The sequence below is a fragment of the Streptococcus thoraltensis DSM 12221 genome (assembly GCF_000380145.1).
Taxonomy (GTDB): domain Bacteria; phylum Bacillota; class Bacilli; order Lactobacillales; family Streptococcaceae; genus Streptococcus; species Streptococcus thoraltensis.
The window spans coordinates 109036-127646 of record NZ_KB904587.1; the positions used below are offsets into that span (position 1 = coordinate 109036).

Here is an 18611-nt window from a genome sequence, read left to right on the forward strand (position 1 = left end):
CTATAAAGGAAGATTGAGTCCCCCCAACCTTCCCTTGCGAAATATTATTTTTCCATTTGTTCTTTAACGAAGTCCAATGCACCTTGACCATCGCGAGTCAATTTGATGTATTGAGCCCCTTCTGTTTTAGCTAATTTAATATCAAGTTTATCAGTTTCCACTTTCATATCTTCATAGTTAGAAGCTACTTGAGGTGCAAGGATAACAAGTTGATATTGTGATAAAATCTCACGGTGAGCACCATAACTTCCTGCTGCTGCAGTGACAGGTACACCATATTCTTTAGCTGCTTTATTCAAAGCATTTGCTAGTAGTCCACTAGTACCACCACCGGCACAAAGAACGAGAACATTAGTTTGATCAGTGATTTCTTTAGTTTCTTTAGCTGCTGATTTTTCAAGAATAGCATCAGCTTTCTTAGTATCAAAGTTTGCTGCTACTTTTTCTTTGAGCGCATCTGATGAATTCGTACCTGCTGCTTCTTCAGCAAGAATTTGCTCATCGTATACTTTCAAGAATGGGTAATAGATAATGACATCAACAACGATTAACAAAGTTGCCAAAATGAATGCTAGCACTTGGAAGTTTGTCCCAAGAATAAGACCTAATGGTGCTGGTGTTGTCCAAGGCAAGTTTGCAGTAAAACTGTTCATTCCAAGTGTGTCAATAAAGAATTTGAAAATCCATACATTGACAATTGGTGCCAAGATAAATGGAATAAAGAAAATTGGGTTCAAAACAAGTGGAGCACCGAATAAGATAGGTTCGTTAACACCGAAGAATGTTGGAACAACAGATGCACGTCCAATGGCTTTGTTACGTTTTGATTTTGTTAACCACATGAACATGAATGGAACGACGAGAGTTGCACCAGTACCACCCATGGTAACGATGAACATTTGAGTCCCTGAAGTCAAGATCTTGTCCGCATGTTCACCAGCTTGAAGTAATTGAAGGTTGGTTTCAGCATTTGCGTAAGTAATCGCTGCAATGGCTGGTTCAACAATAGAAGGACCGTGGATACCAACAAACCAGAAGAAAGCAAATGCACCGAAGATAATAGTGATTCCAACATAACCATCTGCTGCTTGGAACAATGGTGCAAGAAGTTTACCAATCGATTCCGCAACGTTAACGCCTAATGTAGTATGAACAATCAATTCAATCACATAAAGCAGTACAACTGATAACGTAAATGGAATCAAGTCCTTAAATACTTGAGAAATATTAGGTGGAACCTCTTCAGGCATGCGAATAGTGACATTGTTTTTCACACAGACTTTATAGACATTTACGGTAATAAATGCTGCGATGAAGGCTGTCAACAAACCTTTTGTTCCCATAAATCCAGTTAAGAAACCACCGTCTTTTGCTGGATTAGCGGCCATTAGTAGAAAACCTACAATAGCAGCAAGCATGGTTGAAATAAAGTTGATTTGGTTCGTGCTAGGCAATGAGCGGTTCATTGAATCAGTTAATGCTTTCGCAGTCGTACCAGCCACAAACAAACCTAAAATACCCATTGAGTAATTGTATGGTGTCATCAAAAGATTCTCAATATCTTTACTCCAATGGAAGCCCCATGCGTTTGGAACATAGGCAATCAAAATAAAGATACTTGAGAACAAGATGACTGGCATACCAGCGATAAAACCATCACGAATAGCACGAAGATAGATATTTCGAGAAATTTTCTCGAAGAAAGGTTTCCCTTTCTCAATCTGAGCAATTAATCCATTCATTATTTTGCTCCTCTCTTATAAAGTTCAATCATGTGTTTCATTAAATCTTGCAATAAAATGGTAGTCATTAAATGATCTTGACCATGCATGAGAGTAACACTATATGCCAAATCTTCTCCCGCAGCTTCTTTTTGTAGTAGACTTGTTTGAGCATTATGAGCATCGTTCAAGCATTCACTACCTGCTGCGATTAATTCTTCTGCTTTAGCATAATTCCCTTCTTGCGCTGCTTTAAGAGCTTCTAGGAATTTAGAACGGGCATCACCAGCATAGGCTACGATTTCAAAACCTAAAAGAGTAGTTTCTTCTCTATTCATTGTAGTTTCCTCCGAAAATAATGTTAAATTTTTTCAGTCCAAGGACTTGCAGTTTTATCTAGTACTTTGTTTAATTCCTCAATATTTTTGAAACCTTCTGTACGCAGCCATTCACGAGCTGCTTCAGGTCCTTCTTCAATATAGACTTTTACAGATCCTGCCCAAGTAGCACGTCCACACAATACACCATTAAATTTTGCGCCTGATTCTGCTGCAAATTCCAAAGTATCTTGGAACAACTTGGCTGAAACACCTGCACTCAAGTAAATGTATGGTAAATCAGTAGAAGCTTCTTGATCACGGAAAGCTTGAGCTGCTTCTTCTTTTGTAAAGAGAACTTCACCTTCTGCAAAGCCTTCTACAAATTTCATGTTTACTGGAACTTCAACTTTCAACACGTCAACACCAAAGCGTTCTTCTGAGAATACTTTCATTGCTTCGTTAACTTTATGAGCTTTAACTTTTGCAAACTCAGGACTAGCATTGTCAGAGATTTTCTCATCATAAGTTAGAATTTCTAGGTAGAATGGAATATCTTCTGCTTGGCATTCAGAACCAATACGTTCAATGTAAGCTTTTTTCTGCTCATTGACATCTTTATCTCCATCAACATCATAGTAAAGAAGGAATTTAACTGCTTCTGCACCAGCTTCTTTAATACGTTTCGCAGACCAAACATCTAAACAATCAGGTAAGCGACTAGTTGTTGTTGCATCGTATCCTGTTTTTTCATATGCCAACAACAAGCCTGCTTCTTCTGAACGAACACGACTTGCTGGCAAGCCATATTCAGGATCAAGTAAAATTGATGATGCAAATGGTGTAAGTTCTTCAGAAACTAAACTTTTAAGCTCTTCAATTTGTTCTACTGTTGGTTCTTCTGTTTGATGTTGGGCCATCATACGTTTGAGAGCTCCACGTTGGTCGAAGGCTAAGGCAGAAATAACACCATCTACACTTAGTTTTTCCATGCTTTTACGTTTGTTTTCAGTTAAAGTAATTGTCATTTTTTATACCTCTTTGACTTTAATAGATTGATATAACTTATCGTAATTTTCCATGTTAACATGCCCAGTTGTTTTTTCTTGCGCATTTAACATACCTAAGACATTTGCTTTTGTTAATAAAGCTCGATCATCTTCATCATTCGCTAAACCCGAAGCGATACCTGCTACTGTAGAATCACCAGAACCTACAGCGCTTACAATTTCGATTTTAGGGATGTCAACTTTATAAAACGTATCCTTGTGTTTTGCAAATACACCATTAGCACCAAGAGAAACGATTATCCATTCAATTCCTTCAAATAGTTCATCTTGTAAGACTTCTTTTAAGGATTCAAAATCATTTGTCATTTCTTTACCTAGAAGTTGAGAAAGTTCTTCAAGATTAGGTTTGATAACTGTTGGTTTACTATCGCCTTTCAATACTGCTTCTAGAGCATTTCCAGAACAATCCAGAACCGTTTTCTTTCCATTAAGGTTGGCAATAGTAATCAATTTCTGATAGTAATCATCTGGCATTCCCGCAGGAAGACTACCTGACATGGTTACTACATTGACATCATCTAATAAATATTTGTAATGATTGGTAAAACCTTCAATTTCATCAATACTTAATAATGGCCCTTTTTCTAAAATTTCCGTTTGATTACCTTCATGTAAAATTGCTATACAACTTCTAGTATCACCTGAAATTTTGTAGAATTGACTTGAAATCGAATCAGGCAGATGATTAATGATAAACTCACCACTTTCACCACCGATACAACCAGTAGCTTTAACTGTTTCACCGAATTCATCTAGAACTCGAGAAACATTTAAGCCTTTGCCACCTGGTGTTTTTGTAACATCTTCGACGCGATTTACCGTATCAAATTTCAGTTCATTCAACGGGTATGAGATATCAATAGCTGGATTTAAAGTAACGGTTAAAATCACAATAGATAGCTCCTTTTTATCTATTTAATATAACTTAGTTTCAAATATTAGTCGTGGTATTCCCCGCGATCCCATTTCTCTAAAAATTCATCAAAGAAATGTGGGTTGCTTTGCTCTTGACTAGCATGTTGTAAACTATCGATTTTTTTAATCAATTCTTTATTTTCTTCAGTTGGTTTGTATTCGGCGGCGATGAAAGCATCAACAATATCATTCATCAATAAACCACCGATAATTTTTCCACCAAAACCAATAACATTTGCATTTAATTCTTCTTTAGAATAGATGGCTGATGTCATATCTCTTACAAGTGCTGAACGAATTCCAGGTACTTTATTTACCGCATTTGTAATACCAACACCTGTACCACAAATAACAACACCTAACTCAGCTTCACCACTTGCTACTGCTTCCCCAACTTTTTTACCAAAGATTGGGTAGTGAGTACGAACATTATCGTATGTCCCACAGTCAATAATGTCATGGCCTTGTGTTTTCAAATAGTCAACAAGAGCAATTTTTTCATAAGTAACAATATGGTCACAACCTACAGCAATTTTCATTTTTTGTTCTCCTCGTTTTACCCTATTTTAAGCAATTAAGACATTTTATTAAGCATATCAACACGGACTTGATGACGTCCACCTTCATATTCACCTTCAACAAAACCTTTTACAATATTCTTTGCAATTCCTGGTGCGCTAATCTCAGAACCAAGGGTTATGATTCGAGCATTATTATGTCCTCTTGTCATATATGCTGAACGCTCATCTGAAACTTCAGCTGCTACCATTCCTTTAATCTTAGTAGCAACCATGAAAGGACCAACACCGTATGCATCAATCACAATACCCAAGTTATCTTCTGACTTGTTTACTTCTTTAGCAACTGCAAGTGTTGTGTTAACGAAATCGTGCTCTTCATTTTCGCTTACATCAATGACATCATAGTTTCCTTCTTTAAGGTACTTTTTGATAACTTCTTTGAGTTCTTTGCCTGCTTGGTCAGCACCGATAATAATTGCCATTTTATTTCTCCTATGATTTAGAATTAGTAAATGTGGAAAACCTACGTAGATATCTAAGAAAAGATTTGCAAAATCATTTGAAATAACGTTTTCATTATTTCTATGACTTTATAATACACCTAAACAAAACACAAGTCAACACTTTTTTTGTTTATTTTTATATAAAATAGACAATCTATGTTCTTTATGTTTGTTTTAATGTGTTTCCGGTGTGTTTATTTATTAGAATAGAAATCTTAGGTGATATTTTTTATAAGTAGCTTAAATATCAGCTTATTCCAGCTCAAATTAGCTCAAACTATCAAGTAAATGTTTCATATAAAACATTTTTTATTATGTTTTGTTTAAAATATAATGATTTTTTGTTTGATTTTTTGTTTAAAATTATGTTATTATACCTATACTAGTTATTCTTAAACAAAAAAATAGGAGGTTAGGATGAAAAAGAAAGAACGTCATGAAAAAATTCTCGATATTTTAAAAGTTGACGGTGTTATTAAAGTTAAAGATATTATAGCTGAAATGAATATTTCTGATATGACTGCCAGAAGAGATCTGGACACACTAGCAAATGATGGGTTACTGATTCGAACACATGGTGGTGCCCAATTTCTAAATCATTCAAACGAAACCGAAGAAGGTCATGAAAAAACGCATACCGAGAAAAAAGTTTTGCAAACAAATGAAAAAAAACAAGTAGCTCGAGCAGCCAGTAAAATAATAAAAGATGGTGAAACTGTCTTTATTGGTCCAGGTACAACTCTAGAACATTTAGCTGTTGAGTTAAAAAATCGAAACATTAGGGTTATCACGAACAGTCTCCCAGTATTTTTAATTTTACATCCTAGCAGTTCTGTTGACTTAATCTTAATTGGGGGTGAATGTCGAGAAATTACTGGAGCTTTTGTTGGTTCTATAGCCGTAAATAATTTGAAATCCTTATCATTTTCAAAAGCATTTGTCAGTGCTAATGCTGTGTTTAATAATTCTATTGCAACTTACAGCGATGTTGAAGGTGATATTCAAAAAATAGCTTTGGATAATTCTGTTGAAAAAATACTACTAGTTGATAGTTCAAAGTTTGATGGTTATGATTTCTATAATTTCTATGATTTGAATCGGATGGATTTGATTGTCACAGATAAAAAAATCTCAAAAGAGGTACTTGACAAATATAAGGAATTTTCCAAAATTGTCATCGCTGACAAGTAAAAAATGATACTAATAGACAAATAAAGACACTTCTAAATCTGCAATCAGAGAAGTGTCTTTATTTTTGTATAGCTATAATAATATCAAACATAAAAAATTAACTATCCACAAACCACAAACTTTACCATGTATTATTTTATGACATACTATGGTCGAATGAATTAGCTTTCAGACAAGGAACTGAAATGCGGACAGTACTTGAGTAGGACAAGTCGAAAGGGACGATGTAGCAAAGTTAGTTCAAAAGACTATAATTTTTCAATAGTCCTAAGAACTCTATCAACAAGCAAAGCATCAAATAACTTCTGCGCTTAGCTGATGGCAAGCATAAAAAATAAGCAAGTAATATTGTTTATTCTCTAAAACTTAGGACTATAAGATTTAGAACACGTCACTCTTCTAGTCCAAAGTATTCTAAACTTAAACAAATGTTTCGAGTGACTTTCGCAGAAGACTAATTTTATAATTGTCAAGCCACGAGTACTCTGACATATTTTTCTCTGAGTTGTGACAGCAATCGAAGACCATAGCCCAACGCTACTTTGACCTTCTTATTGATATAACGTTTATCCCCATAAATAAGTGCAATCGGTAAAATCATTGGCATCGAAACTATCTCAGCTTGTATTCATCACCATATCAAGGGAACCTCTGAAAAATTGCTCAGGTTGATGACTAGAACTTCCTCTATCGAAGACCGATTCTGTTTATACTCAATGAAAATCAAAAGCAGACTAGGCGACACAGATAGCAGACAGAACTGAAGGTCATCAAATCAAGTCAACAAGGTCTGCTGTTAATTTTCGAAGAGTATTAGCTGGATATCAGATGTATCAAAGCTTAATAGATAAGCTCAATCAGGCAATTCAAAACTATCCCTCAGAGGAGTTTCTCTGAAGCATACCAGATTCTATTGACCATTCCTAGAGGTAATGCTAACTGCCCTGCTCTTGTCTTGGCAGAGATTGAATCAGAACTGATCAAAGGCATAGAATCCAAATTGGTTGCGATTATAGCCGGTTTTTTCTTTGTGAAACATACGGCACCTTTACAAGCTCTTTTCTTTTATTATAGCCCAAAACTAGTAAAAAGCCCTCAGAAACTTAATTCTAAGGACTTATTTTAATGTTTTTGCGACCCATTATCACTGATTAACTAAGGTCATAAAAAAATAGAACTTGAAAGAAAGATAACTAGATATTTATAAAATAATAAGCCTTGACTAAAAAATCTCCAACAAAAACATCAAAGATAAAGCAATAATCATCTTCTGATGCTTTTAGTAGTTTATATACTCTTGCCAAAATACTATAACATTGGTCTTGGATGACTATCATCGAAAATAGAAAGGCAAAGAACAATAAAGTTGCAAAAACCCCGACATGAATAATTGAACAAACGGTTTCATGTCAAATAGATACCCCAGACCTTGCGTCATTAGGATATTAACCACAATGTCCAATAATCATCGTTCTAATTTTCTAAAACCATAAATGACTACAAAACTAGTTTGAATCAGTCATATCAATACTTAAGTCAACATTTAGTAAACAGAGCAAGAAAAGCATTAGGAAATTAAATGCAAATACATTTAAAAAGAAGTAAACATTGTAAGGTTCTGATCCGAAAGCCATAACGAATAAAAAAGACCCTATAAAAGCGAAAAGCACACGTCTTTTAACAATCATCACTTTCTTATAGCGTGCAAAGGAATCTTGCCAACTCAATAAGGGGCGATCGCACCCTAAACCATATAAAAAGACTATCAAATAAGCAAAAGCAATGACAATTGTTAAAAAGCTAAACCTTATTAGCGACATCTTGAAAATACAACTCAAAATTGCATTTATCACAATAGCGAGGCTCAAGATTATCAGTGCTCGCTTCCCTTTTTCTCTTAGCATCATAAACTCCTAAACTTTACTCAAATCACTCCCATTAGCAAGAGGATATAATTAAAAACTGAAAAAATAACAATCAAACCATTATTCATCATATGAACAACGATGGAATCGCGGATATTTTCTTCGCGTCTAAAAGCAAAAAAGAAAACACTACCTAATGCAAAATACATAATTAATTCTATTGGTTTAAAAGCATGCATTAAAGCAAAAATCAAGGAACTAACAAGCCATTTTGCCCATTTATTATCTTTTTTAAAGAAATAACGACTGAAAAATCCTCTAAAGGTCAATTCTTCTAGGACTGGCGCAAAAAAGCCAATCATGACTTGAAAAGCCACAAAATAAAGAGGAAACATATTCTTCAAATCACTAGCACTGGCTTGTAAAGCTGCATCATTAGCTGACATAGCATTACCAGTTAATTTTTGTAACAAAAGAGTTCCTACAACAGCAACAAGACGCGCCCCGAAGAAGAATAACACTGCAATCCCCAACTCTTCCAAAGTGAATGGTCTACCAGTGATTTTATAATCTTCTTTTTTGAGATAAGTTTTCCAAACCTTGCGAATAATCAAAAAAGCAAGCACTAAATAAAGAAGACCAAAGACCCACTGCAACATTATTGGCGTCTTACTTTGATTTCCAATCAAAATCATAGGCATCACATTAACCCCTATGACTAGGAGAACCAAACCAATAAATTTAATAATACGATTAAATAAAGACATATTAAAACTCCTTTTTCTGAATGTCATTAAATGTTTACAGTTAAGTCATTACGACATGACCTTAACATGATATTAGTATAGCAAAAAAATATCGTTAAATGATCACTGTTTCCTAAACAGTCATTCAATCGTCCTAAACGGTATTTTTTGTTAAAAATCTTTCAAAATTGTTATCAATAAAGCTCGTGATAATCCAATTTATTTCAAAAAAATGGCTCTATACTTTCTGTAGTTGGTAACTCCACAGCAAGGGGTAATGGGATTTTGTGAGCTTGATAAAAACTTTGGGACTAAGCTAGAGATAGCAAGAATGATTCTAATATAGGTTATCAATAGTTAATTTCATACAAAAACACCCCAATCGTTAGATTTTTTGTCTAACTTTTGGGGTGCGGGTCATATTTTGCTACACGATACTCCTGTTCAGCTTAATAATCAATAGCAACATAGCGTCTTAAGCCACTAAAGCTCATGTAAGATAACCAGTAATGACCGTCTACATTCACAACCTTATCATAATTAACAGAAGAACCTTCACTATAATAAGCTAACTCAGGACTTGATAGTTTTGGTTGAGCTTTAACAGAAGCGCGTTTACTGAAGGTATAGGTGCCTTGTGATGGTAAGTTCATTTGACTTGTGCCAGTGCTTGGTTTAACACTACCATAGTCACCACCTTGGAAACCATAATACTCCTCAAGTGATAACCCAGAATCATAAATTTCTCTTGCCTCTTTACCGACATAACGAAGGTGCCAAGCTTCTTGCATAAAGCCTGTAATAGCTTCTTTTCCCGGTTGATAGCGCACAACAAATCCATACTCATGGGCGTGATTTTGAACCCATGCACTAGCCTCTTTATCTTCCAAAAGACGACCACTCCTGTCGGTCAAGTCATAAGCCAACCCTGTTTGGTGTTCACTATAACCTGGTCTTGCTGAATAGCGATCTGCCGCAGCTTGTCCATCACGATTAACATAAGACTGATACACTCTAGCTTGAGTATTGTAACTTCTAAAACCACTATAGCCGTAGCCCACATTGTAACCTTTGGCAATCATATCATCACGAAGTTTAACAAAAGCTGCTTTAGCCGTTGGATCTTCACCTGGATTGTATTGGGCAGATAGTGGATATTTTTTATTAACCACTAAGACATCACCATATTTACCAGCCACACTGTAGTAAGAACCATTAAAAGTCACTTTTTGTTTTGAAGTGCTAGAGGTTACTGGCTTTACCACTGTTTTAGCTGGTAAGGTGATCCTGGTAGATAGGATACCTTTTAATTGACCAACGCCATAGTCATAATAGAGATGGACATGGTAGTCACCCGTATTTTCCTTGTGGTCCTTGCTTGCTACTTTTACTTGATAGGTATTATTAGCTTGTTTTTGGGCAGTATACCATATCAAGTCATCTTGACCACCTTGCTCTGACCAGACAGGCACTTTAATAGCCTTAATAGTAGTTGGTGAAGAGACTTCTGAAATAGTTACTGTAAAACCTTCATTTGAAATATCCTTAATAGCCATGCGACCATAAAGCTTGAGGCTGCTGGTTGGTTTTACGTCTTCTTCAGATTGTGGTTTTTCGTTATTATTTGCTTGTTTTATTTGACCTAAATCAACATAACGACGTGTGCCACCATAGCTGATATATGACAACCATTGATGACCATCATTTTCAAGATAGCGGTCGTAATTAACCTTGTCACCTTGATGATAGACGAATTCGGTCTTCGCTGCCACTTCAGGTTTATTCTTGATGGCACTATCTTTCGTAAAAGTATAGGTTCCAGATTGAGAAATGACCTTAACTTCTTCTTTTGGCATCTCTTCTTCAATTGGAGTAAGTTTTTGATTATCTGTTGGCGTTTCGACTGGCACATCCTTAACCTTTGAAAGGGCAACATAACGGCGTGTACCGCTGTAACTCACATAAGACAGCCACTGAAAGTTATCAGCAATCAATGTTTTATCATAATTGATTGATTCTCCCTTATTAAAAGTAAATTCTGTCTTTGCAGCAGTATTAGGAGCATTTTTCACCGCAACTTCTTCTGTAAAACGGTAAGTGCCACTTTTAGCAAGTGTTTGAGAATCTTTTGGGACATCTTGGGTATCTTTTGACTCAGTCTTGGGAAGATTTTTCATTACCTTCCCAAGAGGCGCATAGCGTCTAACCCCACTATATGAAAGATAAGTCAACCAATGATAGCCATCTTTCGTTACCAGATTGTCATAGAAAACTTTATCACCCTTTTTAACATAGAATTGGACAGGTGCAGACAGCCTAGCTTCATTACGAATATCAGTACGTTCTGGATAGATATAAGTACCTTGTTTTGGAAGTCTTGGTGTTTCAATCTCTTCTGTCATGACTTCAGATGCTGCTTGACTTGCAGAATTCGGCATCATAGTTGGATCCACGTTACTGTTTTCAGCCGTATTTTCTGAAAGAACTTGCGAATGTGCATCCGTCTGGTTAGCCATCTCACTTGTAGCCGTCAATGAAATTTCAGAAATGACTTGAGAAGAAGGAACCACCTCCGAACTAGCCACTGACTCTGAACTCACAAGAGATTGACTCATAGCATTAGAAGAAACGAGTTCAGGAGATGATGTCATGGTCTCATTACTACTATTGTCTTTCATTAGATGATAGTTATCAATCGCACTAGAACTCGGTGCAAGATTTTCATCAGCTGAAACCTGACCAGCACAAACAAAGCTCATTCCAAGCAGAATTGATGCCGCACCAAAGGAATATTTTCGAATAGAAAACCGTTGCTTTTCGTTTGTAACAAAAGATTGCTTCATAACCCCATCCTCATTTCTATATCCTTTACCTTTATTATAAACTTCAAATCACCATTTGTCAAATAAATTTATAATTTTTGTAACATAAATGAAACATTATTTTTGTATAGAAACATCTTCATATTTATAAAAATAAAGAAGTATTGCTTTATCCTAAAGGGTTTTATAACATTTTTTCTCCAAATCCTAAACAGTCATTTAACTTTTCCAAACGCAAAGAAAAAGAGTCTGGAACAAAAAGATTTTGATTTTTGAAATTCTGTATCATCAATTCTTTAAATTGAGACATTAGACATAAAAAGCGAACAAGACAGAATTCTGAAGGGCAGAAAACTAGTTTTGTTCGCTTTTTATATTTAGGGTTGAACTTTTTTTGTCCCAGCCTCCTTCAACTTATTCTAGTATAGTCAAATGAATTACCTTTCAGACAAGGAACGAAAGAAGCGGACAGTACTTGATTTTCATTACTTATGAATAGGGCAAGTCGAAAGTGAACATGTATCAAAGTTAATTCCAAAGACTATAAAATCAAATTGACGCGGTGGGTGATGAGCATCTTCATCAGCTTTTTAGCTCCAAAGATAATATCATTAACTGGGCGGGCGGTGGGAAAAATAATCAATCCGCTGGATTATTTTAGCCTAAGCCTAGAAACCAGAGAACGAGGTCCTTTTGTCTTTGTTAGCGTTCTTTCCCACTCTTTCTCATATGTTTTAAATCATTTCATTAAAATCCCAAACTTCCGTCCAACCTTGATAAAATTCAGGTTCGTGACAGACCATAAGAATAGAACCTTTATAGGCTTGGAGCGCCCGACTAAGTTCAGCTTTCGCATCAGCATCTAAATGATTGGTTGGTTCATCCAAGATTAAAACATTATTTTCACGGTTCATTAGCAGACAGAAACGAACCTTTGCCTGTTCACCACCTGAAAGAACTTGGATTTGACTTTCGATATGTTTCGAGGTCAAGCCACATTTTGCCAAGGCGGCACGAACTTCTGCTTGATTCAAAGCCGGAAAAGCATCCCAAACCGCTTCCAGTGGTGTTTGACGATTACCACCAGCAACTTCTTGCTCAAAGTAACCAATCTCTAGAAAATCACCGGTTTCTACTACTCCTTCAAGAGGCTTGATTTCGCCCAAAAGGCTCTTCAAAAGGGTTGTTTTTCCAATACCATTGGCACCTGTGATAGCCACCTTTTGATTACGCTCAAAAGTTAAGTTCAAAGGTTTTCTAGTCAAGGGACGATCATAACCAATCACCAAATCCTTAGTTTGGAAGATAAAACGGCTTGGAGTACGAGATTCCTTAAAATGAAATTCTGGTTTTGGTTTTTCCTTATCAAGCTCAATTAAGTCCATCTTATCTAGCTTCTTCTGACGAGACATAGCCATATTACGCGTTGCAACACGCGCCTTGTTTCGTTGGACAAAATCCTGTAAGTCAGCGATTTCCTTTTGTTGACGCTCATAAGCAGCCTCTTTTTGAGCCTTCTTCATCGCATAAACGTCTTGGAATTGATAATAATCACCAGAATATCGAACCAAATCTTGATTTTCAACATGATAAACGATATTAATCACATCATTTAAAAATGGAATATCATGGGAAATAAGGACAAAGGCATTTTCATAATTCTGCAGATAACGCTTAAGCCAGTCAATGTGCTCCGCATCCAAATAGTTAGTCGGCTCATCAAGTAGAAGAATGTCTGGTTTCTCAAGCAATAGTTTTGCTAAGAGGATTTTAGTACGTTGACCACCAGAAAGCTCTGTCACATCAGAATCCATACCAAAATCCATGACACCTAAAGCACGTGCTACTTCATCAATCTTAGCATCCAAGGTATAGAAGTCACGCGATTCCAAACGATCCTGCAACTCGCCAACTTCTTCCATAAGAGCATCAACATCGGCACCTTCATCAGCCATAGACATATAAATGTCGTTGATACGGGCTTCCGTTTTAAAGAGATCATCAAAAGCCGTGCGTAAAACATCGCGAACAGATTGACCTGCCTCAAGAACAGTATGCTGATCCAAATAACCAGCTGTGACATACTTAGACCATTCAATCTTACCTTCATCAGGCTGCAAATGTCCTGTCACAATACTCATGAAGGTTGATTTCCCCTCACCGTTTGCTCCGACAAGACCGATATGTTCGCCTTTTAAAAGACGAAACGATACATTTTCAAAAATAGCACGGTCACCAAAACCGTGACTAAGATTTTTAACTTCTAAAATACTCATAATAATCCTTTACAGTGACAATTCAATCTCTACCATTATAACGTAAATGAGCCTAAAAAGAAAATAGCCAGACAAAAATCTAGCTATTTTAGCCTACTACGCATCTGCTCTGGCAAATACAGGTTTTCCATCTTTAAATCTAGCGATACGAGCTAATGACGTAACCTTTACTTTCATATCTTCAAGCAACCGACGACCATCTTGGAAAGATTTCTCGATAACAATGCCAACACCTTCAACCTGTGCACCAGCTTGTTCAATGATTTCAATCAATCCTTTGGCAGCTTGTCCATTAGCAAGAAAATCATCAACGATTAAGACCTTGTCGTCTTTTTCTAAGAATTTCCCAGCGATAGATACCGTTGAAGTTACTTGTTTGGTAAATGAATAGACTTCAGTCGTTAGGATGCCTTCTGTCATGGTAATATTTTTATGTTTTTTAGCAAAAATCATGGGAACATCAAGCGCTTCTGCCGCATAGACTGCAGGAGCTATTCCTGATGCTTCAATAGTCACCACTTTGGTGATATTAGCTTCCTTATAGGCATCCGCAAACACTTGCCCGATAGCTTTCATTAATTTGTAATCCACTTGATGGGTTAAAAAAGAATCAACTTTAAGGATGTTATCTCCCAAAATTTGTCCATCTTTTAAAATCCGTTCTTCCAATAGTTGCATGATAACTCCTTCTTTTTAATCCCCAAATCTGAGTGAAGGGACAAGTATCCCTAGCCAAATCAAGTAAATCGTAATCATTATAACGTTTATCCTATCACGTTTTAAAGGATTTTCCTAGAAAAAAGAGCGCCTAGAAACGCTCTTTTACGAATAATCTTAGATAGAATCACCGTTCCAGATTGAGTTTTTAACGATGACATAGTCAACAAATTTCAAGCTTTCGACATCCTTACCACCTGCGTAAGAGATTGATGATTGTAAATCTTGCTCCATTTCTGTCAAGGTATCTTGAAGATGTCCTTTTGTTGGGAGGAGAATTTTCTTACCTTCAACGTTTTTGTGCTCACCTTTTTGGTATTCCGATGCTGAACCATAGTATTCTTTAAAGGTTTCACCATCAACTTCCACTGTTTTACCCGGACTTTCAATGTGTCCAGCAAAGAGTGAACCAATCATAACCATGCTAGCACCAAAACGGATTGATTTAGCGATGTCACCATGAGTACGCACACCACCATCTGCGATAATTGGTTTGCGGGCAGCTTTTGAGCACCAACGAAGAGCAGCCAATTGCCAGCCACCAGTACCAAAGCCAGTTTTCACTTTAGTGATACATACTTTACCAGGACCAATACCAACTTTAGTAGCATCTGCACCAGCATTTTCTAATTCACGAACCCCTTCTGGTGTTCCCACGTTACCTGCGATAACAAAAGTTTCAGGAAGTTCAGCTTTGATATGTTTAATCATTTTGATAACACTGTCTGCATGACCGTGAGCAATATCAATAGTGATAAATTCTGGCACATCATCCTTTAATGACGTTACAAAATCGTATTCGTATTCTTTTACACCCACTGAGATTGAAGCAATCAGACCTTGCTCGTGCATACGTTTGATAAATGGTTTACGAGCCTCTTCATCAAAGCGGTGCATAATATAAAAGTAGCCGCCTTTAGCCAATTGCTCAGCAACTGCTTCATCAATAATTGTCTGCATGTTGGCAGGAACAACAGGCATTTTGAAAGTATAGTTACCTAATTTTACGGTTGTATCAGCTTCTGAACGGCTATTGATGATACATTTGTTAGGCACTAATTGAATATCTTCATAGTCAAAAACTGGTAAATCACTAAACATAAAAATCCTCATTTCTATTGCAGGAAGGCCATGACAAAGAAAATGAGGAAAAGTTTTTATTTTTCGGTCATTCTTCGTCAAAAACCACACATTCTCTCAAACCTGCAACGCTTAAAAACTATAATGACCTTCCTATAACTACGAATTCGTAGCATCGCTGGGCAGTTTCTTGCCCTTCCTTTTTATATACTACTAAAAATACACGTTTTTTACAATTTTTACTTTATTTTATGAAATAAAGTTCGGTTTTTACGAACTTTGGTCTTAGAGTTAGTTTTTCCTTAATCTCAAAAATTGCAGGCTTTCCTTGTAAATAGTACAATAGACCTATGTTATATCCTGTAAAAATAAAGGCCTTTTGGTCTCAGCAAAATGATAAAGCCTTTCTCGATTGGTTACAATATTCTTTTAACAATCTCTTCGAGATTACTTCAACGAGAAGCTCTGTTGACCATCAACACATCAATTATATCGCCTTTAAGAATAACAATCAGCTCCTTCTTCACTCAGCGACAGTTGAAAGTTTACTCGACATTCCTAAGAATTACTCGGATAATCCTTCATTTATTTTACAATTAAGCCAGCAGCTAATACGGTTTTATCAAGAATTGATAACCTATCCAGATAAATACCCTCTAAAATTGGTCTATTATGATGCAAATGGTCAGCCAATTTACGACAACGAGGGATTTGATGGTAACCTTTTTTCTTTCGTTCAAGAAACTGAGCATTTAGAAGATTGGATTCAGGATCAAATTAAAAGCAATGCCAATCACCAAGTGACTGTTACCATCCCCTCAAGTTCTTTTGACCAAATTTTAATCCAAGACTATCGAGGGTTATATGACCAAGAAGGAAACTTCTGTGGAACCTTCTCTCAGGTCATTGACCTTCAACCCCTACTTGCGACCTATCTTGAAGAATCCGGCCAGGCCTTGGTGGGATGGTCAGATACCACTTCAGGCGCATCCATTTCAAATGAGTTGTTTAATGATTAACTAGAAATAATGTGGCTTTTAAATATCCTATTCGCTTGTGATAAGCGATACTCTTATACTCCTTTCGCTTTTTAAAGGACTTGAATACTTGTTTTTACTGTGTTTGGAATTTTTTAGTGTATCACTACTAATGCAGCGCACCCGCATAGTGATATGATATCTCTGAAGTAGGGTTTGATTATTTACCTTGTCTACTTGACAGGGAGGATAGCGGTTGGTTCTTTGTCTCGCACTTTCGAAAGAGAGACGAACCGAAAAATCACATCACAAAAAAACGAGGCAGTTTAAAGTTCTGCCTCGTTTTTTTCTTTATTTGATAGCGTCTGTTGCGACATCTTCACTGAACCATTTATTTGAAATATCTTGGAATTTACCATCTTTATACAATTTTTTGAAGGCTCCGTTAACTTTCTTGACCAAAGTCTTATCAGTTTTACGTGCTCCTACTGCGAAGTCCTCGCCTTTGAAATCACCAGTTACAATATTATACTGGTCAATATTACCTTCTTCTTTAAGGTAGTAGTTGGCATAGACACGGTCAATGAGAAGACCATCTATACGATCATTCTTCAAATCAATAAGAGCTTGTGTGAATGTTTCGTACTGATTGGCATCGCCATCTTTGACAAAATCTTTAAGGACTTTTGGATTGGCAGTAAACGCTTCGTAACCAGATGAACCAGATTGTGCCCCCAAAACCTTATCTTTCATAGCTTTAAAATCAGTGATGTTTTTAGACTTTTTAGAAACCAATACTTGTTCATTTTTCATGTAAGGATTAGTAAAAGCAACTTTTTCCTGACGTTCCTTGGTAATAGAATAACCATTCCAAATCATATCAATATTGCCATTTTCGAGTTCTGTTTCTTTTAAGTCCCAATTAATAGCTTGCCATTTCACCTTGATACCGTACTCTTTAAACACAGCATTGGCAAGATCAATATCAAAACCGACATTTTTGCCTGATTTATCTTCGTACCCCATCGGCACAAATGTATTATCAAAACCGATTGTAATTATTTTTTTACTTTGATAGGTTTTCCAATTATCTTTTGAGGTATTTTCTTTAGCTTTATTTGAACCACAGGCAACTAAAAACATAGCCACAAAAGCTACCGTTAAAATGCTAACTAATTTTTTCATCATATATCTTCCCCTTTGTTATTTGGGATTGACCTTTAAAATATCATCTGCAATATTTTCAGCAAAGGCCATATCGTGCGTAACCACAATTTGGGTAATTCCCGTCTCGCGGTTTTGTAAAATCAAGTTCTCCACTTCTTTGCGGAGTTCAGGATCCAAAGCAGATGTTGGTTCATCATAACCAATAATCTGTGGATCAATCATCATCGCACGTGCTAGGGCGACCCTTTGTTTTTGACCGCCAGATAGGGAGTGGGGATACACCTCAACATGTTCCCCCAAACCTAAACGATTTAACAAGTCAGTCGCTTTTTCTGTAGCGACTTCTTTTGAGGTACCCATGGTTTTCATCGGTGATAATATTAAATTTTCCAAAACAGTCATGTGTGGGAAAAGTTGGAAATCCTGAAATACAAAACCAAGTAGATTTCGCTCTTCGAGGTGATCAATGGCAACTTCTTCACCATTGTAAACAATCTGACCTGAATCAACTTTCTCCAAACCGGCAAGCATACGAAGGAGTGTTGTTTTTCCTCCGCCTGATGGACCTACCAAAGCCAGAATACGTCCTTGAGAAATGGTCAAGTTGAAATTTTCAAAAATAACTTTTGAGCCATAAGCTTTAGAAATATTTTTCAATTCTAACATAAGGCTTCCTTTCTAATGCGACCATAGGTCTAGAATCATGCAAACGTTGATGCTTAT

Annotated in this window: 16 protein-coding genes and 1 pseudogene; 2 read left to right on the forward strand and 15 right to left on the reverse strand. The window is 36.4% G+C overall.

Annotated features, from left to right (window positions below; all coding sequences use genetic code 11):
- Nucleotides 1-44: 44 nt before the first annotated feature.
- Genes A3IA_RS0102075 through lacA form a run of 6 tightly spaced genes read right to left on the reverse strand, consistent with a single transcriptional unit; the run spans nt 45 to nt 5026 of the window.
- Entirely contained in the window at nt 45-1742 is a 1698-nt protein-coding gene (locus tag A3IA_RS0102075; protein WP_001013687.1) for a lactose-specific PTS transporter subunit EIIC, read from the reverse strand.
- Nucleotides 1742-2059, reverse strand: coding sequence for a PTS lactose/cellobiose transporter subunit IIA (locus tag A3IA_RS0102080; protein ID WP_001078303.1), 318 nt, complete (start codon nt 2057-2059; stop codon nt 1742-1744). The genes A3IA_RS0102075 and A3IA_RS0102080 overlap by 1 nt, the downstream gene beginning before the upstream one ends.
- A 23-nt stretch (nt 2060-2082) precedes the next feature.
- The gene (gene lacD / locus A3IA_RS0102085) at nt 2083-3066 is read right to left on the reverse strand and encodes a tagatose-bisphosphate aldolase (RefSeq protein ID WP_000156583.1); all 984 of its coding nucleotides are present in this window, start codon (nt 3064-3066) and stop codon (nt 2083-2085) included.
- Between the two features lie 3 nt (nt 3067-3069).
- On the reverse strand, nt 3070-3999 hold the full coding sequence (locus A3IA_RS0102090) for a tagatose-6-phosphate kinase (protein WP_018379688.1): 930 nt from the start codon (nt 3997-3999) through the stop codon (nt 3070-3072).
- A gap of 47 nt (nt 4000-4046) precedes the next feature.
- Nucleotides 4047-4562, reverse strand: coding sequence for a galactose-6-phosphate isomerase subunit LacB (lacB, locus tag A3IA_RS0102095; protein ID WP_018379689.1), 516 nt, complete (start codon nt 4560-4562; stop codon nt 4047-4049).
- A gap of 35 nt (nt 4563-4597) precedes the next feature.
- A complete protein-coding gene (lacA, locus tag A3IA_RS0102100; RefSeq protein ID WP_018379690.1) occupies nt 4598-5026 on the reverse strand; it encodes a galactose-6-phosphate isomerase subunit LacA in 429 nt (142 codons plus the stop codon).
- Between the two features lie 438 nt (nt 5027-5464).
- Here lacA and A3IA_RS0102105 point away from each other — a divergent pair, with 438 nt between their 5' ends.
- A complete protein-coding gene (locus tag A3IA_RS0102105) occupies nt 5465-6238 on the forward strand; it encodes a DeoR/GlpR family DNA-binding transcription regulator (RefSeq protein ID WP_018379691.1) in 774 nt (257 codons plus the stop codon).
- A gap of 1505 nt (nt 6239-7743) precedes the next feature.
- On the opposite strand, the gene A3IA_RS0102115 is transcribed toward A3IA_RS0102105, so the two are convergent.
- From A3IA_RS0102115 to guaC, 7 genes and pseudogenes are all read right to left on the reverse strand, one after another.
- A complete protein-coding gene (locus tag A3IA_RS0102115) occupies nt 7744-8142 on the reverse strand; it encodes a hypothetical protein (RefSeq protein ID WP_018379693.1) in 399 nt (132 codons plus the stop codon).
- 20 nt (nt 8143-8162) lie between these two features.
- Nucleotides 8163-8870, reverse strand: a complete 708-nt coding sequence (locus A3IA_RS0102120; RefSeq protein ID WP_018379694.1) for a CPBP family intramembrane glutamic endopeptidase — start codon at nt 8868-8870, stop codon at nt 8163-8165.
- A gap of 428 nt (nt 8871-9298) precedes the next feature.
- On the reverse strand, nt 9299-10705 hold the full coding sequence (ldcB, locus tag A3IA_RS13740) for an LD-carboxypeptidase LdcB/DacB (RefSeq protein WP_483294758.1): 1407 nt from the start codon (nt 10703-10705) through the stop codon (nt 9299-9301).
- Nucleotides 10706-10789: 84 nt separating this feature from the next.
- Nucleotides 10790-11692: pseudogene (locus A3IA_RS13745) on the reverse strand (SH3 domain-containing protein); the annotation flags it as partial.
- Nucleotides 11693-12405: 713 nt separating this feature from the next.
- Nucleotides 12406-13947 carry an ABC-F family ATP-binding cassette domain-containing protein gene (locus A3IA_RS0102130; protein WP_018379696.1) on the reverse strand — a complete coding sequence of 514 codons (1542 nt, stop codon included), beginning with the start codon at nt 13945-13947 and terminating at the stop codon, nt 12406-12408.
- Nucleotides 13948-14043: 96 nt separating this feature from the next.
- Nucleotides 14044-14625, reverse strand: coding sequence for a xanthine phosphoribosyltransferase (locus A3IA_RS0102135; protein WP_018379697.1), 582 nt, complete (start codon nt 14623-14625; stop codon nt 14044-14046).
- Between the two features lie 156 nt (nt 14626-14781).
- The gene (guaC, locus tag A3IA_RS0102140; protein ID WP_018379698.1) at nt 14782-15765 is read right to left on the reverse strand and encodes a GMP reductase; all 984 of its coding nucleotides are present in this window, start codon (nt 15763-15765) and stop codon (nt 14782-14784) included.
- Between the two features lie 329 nt (nt 15766-16094).
- Here guaC and A3IA_RS13360 point away from each other — a divergent pair, with 329 nt between their 5' ends.
- Nucleotides 16095-16763 carry a hypothetical protein gene (locus tag A3IA_RS13360; protein WP_018379699.1) on the forward strand — a complete coding sequence of 223 codons (669 nt, stop codon included), beginning with the start codon at nt 16095-16097 and terminating at the stop codon, nt 16761-16763.
- Between the two features lie 309 nt (nt 16764-17072).
- On the opposite strand, the gene A3IA_RS0102150 is transcribed toward A3IA_RS13360, so the two are convergent.
- Together A3IA_RS0102150 and A3IA_RS0102155 are read right to left on the reverse strand one after the other, a co-directional pair.
- Complete coding sequence (locus A3IA_RS0102150; RefSeq protein ID WP_018379700.1) at nt 17073-17909, reverse strand: amino acid ABC transporter substrate-binding protein; 837 nt, start codon at nt 17907-17909, stop codon at nt 17073-17075.
- A gap of 15 nt (nt 17910-17924) precedes the next feature.
- Nucleotides 17925-18554: an amino acid ABC transporter ATP-binding protein gene (locus A3IA_RS0102155; RefSeq protein ID WP_018379701.1), complete on the reverse strand. Its 630-nt coding sequence runs from the start codon at nt 18552-18554 to the stop codon at nt 17925-17927.
- Nucleotides 18555-18611: the final 57 nt, after the last annotated feature.

Coding starts and splice junctions, on each gene's coding strand:
- A3IA_RS0102075 (WP_001013687.1), bottom strand. CDS start 1,742: ATGAATGGATTAATTGCTCAGATTGAGAAAGGGAAACCTTTCTTCGAG.
- A3IA_RS0102080 (WP_001078303.1), bottom strand. CDS start 2,059: ATGAATAGAGAAGAAACTACTCTTTTAGGTTTTGAAATCGTAGCCTAT.
- lacD (WP_000156583.1), bottom strand. CDS start 3,066: ATGACAATTACTTTAACTGAAAACAAACGTAAAAGCATGGAAAAACTA.
- lacB (WP_018379689.1), bottom strand. CDS start 4,562: ATGAAAATTGCTGTAGGTTGTGACCATATTGTTACTTATGAAAAAATT.
- lacA (WP_018379690.1), bottom strand. CDS start 5,026: ATGGCAATTATTATCGGTGCTGACCAAGCAGGCAAAGAACTCAAAGAA.
- A3IA_RS0102105 (WP_018379691.1), top strand. CDS start 5,465: ATGAAAAAGAAAGAACGTCATGAAAAAATTCTCGATATTTTAAAAGTT.
- A3IA_RS0102115 (WP_018379693.1), bottom strand. CDS start 8,142: ATGCTAAGAGAAAAAGGGAAGCGAGCACTGATAATCTTGAGCCTCGCT.
- A3IA_RS0102120 (WP_018379694.1), bottom strand. CDS start 8,870: ATGTCTTTATTTAATCGTATTATTAAATTTATTGGTTTGGTTCTCCTA.
- ldcB (WP_483294758.1), bottom strand. CDS start 10,705: ATGCCAAAAGAAGAAGTTAAGGTCATTTCTCAATCTGGAACCTATACT.
- A3IA_RS0102130 (WP_018379696.1), bottom strand. CDS start 13,947: ATGAGTATTTTAGAAGTTAAAAATCTTAGTCACGGTTTTGGTGACCGT.
- A3IA_RS0102135 (WP_018379697.1), bottom strand. CDS start 14,625: ATGCAACTATTGGAAGAACGGATTTTAAAAGATGGACAAATTTTGGGA.
- guaC (WP_018379698.1), bottom strand. CDS start 15,765: ATGTTTAGTGATTTACCAGTTTTTGACTATGAAGATATTCAATTAGTG.
- A3IA_RS13360 (WP_018379699.1), top strand. CDS start 16,095: ATGTTATATCCTGTAAAAATAAAGGCCTTTTGGTCTCAGCAAAATGAT.
- A3IA_RS0102150 (WP_018379700.1), bottom strand. CDS start 17,909: ATGATGAAAAAATTAGTTAGCATTTTAACGGTAGCTTTTGTGGCTATG.
- A3IA_RS0102155 (WP_018379701.1), bottom strand. CDS start 18,554: ATGTTAGAATTGAAAAATATTTCTAAAGCTTATGGCTCAAAAGTTATT.